Origin of the sequence: Oscillibacter sp. CU971 (assembly GCF_905219725.1) — a bacterium.
Lineage (GTDB): Bacteria > Bacillota > Clostridia > Oscillospirales > Oscillospiraceae > Oscillibacter.
Genome location: NZ_CAJMXG010000463.1, coordinates 1 through 1,490, shown reverse-complemented (window position 1 = coordinate 1,490; position 1,490 = coordinate 1). Strand labels below are relative to the sequence as shown.

2 protein-coding genes are annotated in these 1,490 nt (G+C 61.0%); both read left to right on the top strand.

Annotated elements, in window-relative coordinates:
- Positions 1-143 precede the first annotated feature (143 nt).
- Positions 144-542 (top strand): plasmid mobilization relaxosome protein MobC, encoded by a 399-nt coding sequence (locus tag JX325_RS16595; protein WP_204792137.1) that lies wholly within the window; start codon positions 144-146, stop codon positions 540-542.
- On the top strand, positions 514-1,490 hold a 977-nt coding region (locus JX325_RS16590), incomplete at its 3' end, for a relaxase/mobilization nuclease domain-containing protein (RefSeq protein WP_204792136.1). The genes JX325_RS16595 and JX325_RS16590, both read left to right, overlap by 29 nt.

The window sequence follows — 1,490 nt, the reverse complement described above, 5'->3', positions numbered from 1 at the left end:
TGCATTGTGTTTTTCCAAAGCCTGATGTTCCCTTTTCCACCGCGTAACACATCGCCCATGACAACTGAATATGGAAAACTTGAAAGGTGTATAATGGGCGAACTATACCCTAAAGGGAATTTCAAAACAGGAGGTAAAAATTATTGTCCAAACGCTACAACACGCCCCACCGCGACCGCATCATCAAGACCCGTGTGACCGAGGAAGAACACGCCGACTTCATGGAGCGCCTGACCGCATACGGCATGAGCCAGTCCGAATTTATCCGGCAGGCCATCACCGGCGCGACCGTCAAGCCCATCATCACCGTGTCTCCCGTCAATGACGAAGTGCTTGCCGCTATCGGCAGGCTGACCGGGGAGTACGGGAAGATCGGCGGCAACCTCAACCAGATCGCCCGCTATCTCAACGAGTACGGAGCGCCGTACAACACCCTCGCCGCCGATGTTCGGGCGGAGCTGTCCGACCTCGCCGCCCTCAAGTTCCGGGTGCTTCGGGAGGTAGGTGAAGCCATTGGCAACACTGAAACATTTAAGCTCTAAAAATGCCGACTACGGGGCGGCGGAGCAGTATCTCACCTTTGAGCATGACGAGTTCACCGGCAGGCCCGTCCTGGACGAGAACGGGCGGCTTGTCCCCCGCCAGGACTACCGCATTTCTTCTTTGAATTGCGGCGGGGAGGACTTTGCNGTGGCCTGTATGCGGGCCAATCTCCGCTATGGCAAGAACCAGCAGCGGGAGGATGTGAAAAGCCATCACTACATCCTCTCCTTTGACCCCAGGGACGGCCCCGACCACGGCCTGACGATGGATAAGGCCCAGGAGCTGGGGGAGCGGTTCTGCGCCGAGCAGTTCCCCGGACACCAAGCCCTGGTCTGCACCCACCCGGACGGCCACAACCACAGCGGCAACATCCATGTCCACATTGTTATCAACTCCCTGCGGGTGGCCGAGGTGGAGCGCAAGCCGTACATGGACAGGGCCAGCGANGCCCAGGCCGGGGCCAAGCACCGATGCACCGCCGCCGCTATGCGCCACTTCCGGGCCGAGGTCATGGAGCTATGCCAGGAGGCAGGGCTGTACCAAATCGACTTGCTGGGTGGGAGCAAGAACCGTGTCACCGAGCGCGAGTATTGGGCGCAGAAGAAAGGGCAGCTTGCTCTGGACACCGAAGCTGCCGCCCAGGGTAAACCGCCCACCAAGTTTGAAACGGACAAGGAAAAGCTGCGCCGGGAGATCAGGGCCGTCCTCGCTGTTGCTGTCAGCTTCGAGGACTTTGCCCAGCGGCTGTTGCAGCGGGGCATCACTGTCAAGGAGAGCCGGGGCCGGTTGTCCTACCTCACCCCCGACCGAACGAAACCCATCACCGCCCGCAAGCTGGGGGACGACTTTGACCGCGCCGCCGTGGGCGCTGCTCTGGAGCGCAACGCTGCCCGTCCCAGCCTGGGAGCCAAGCCCAGCATCCGGGAGCAGCTTCGCCAGCCCCAGGG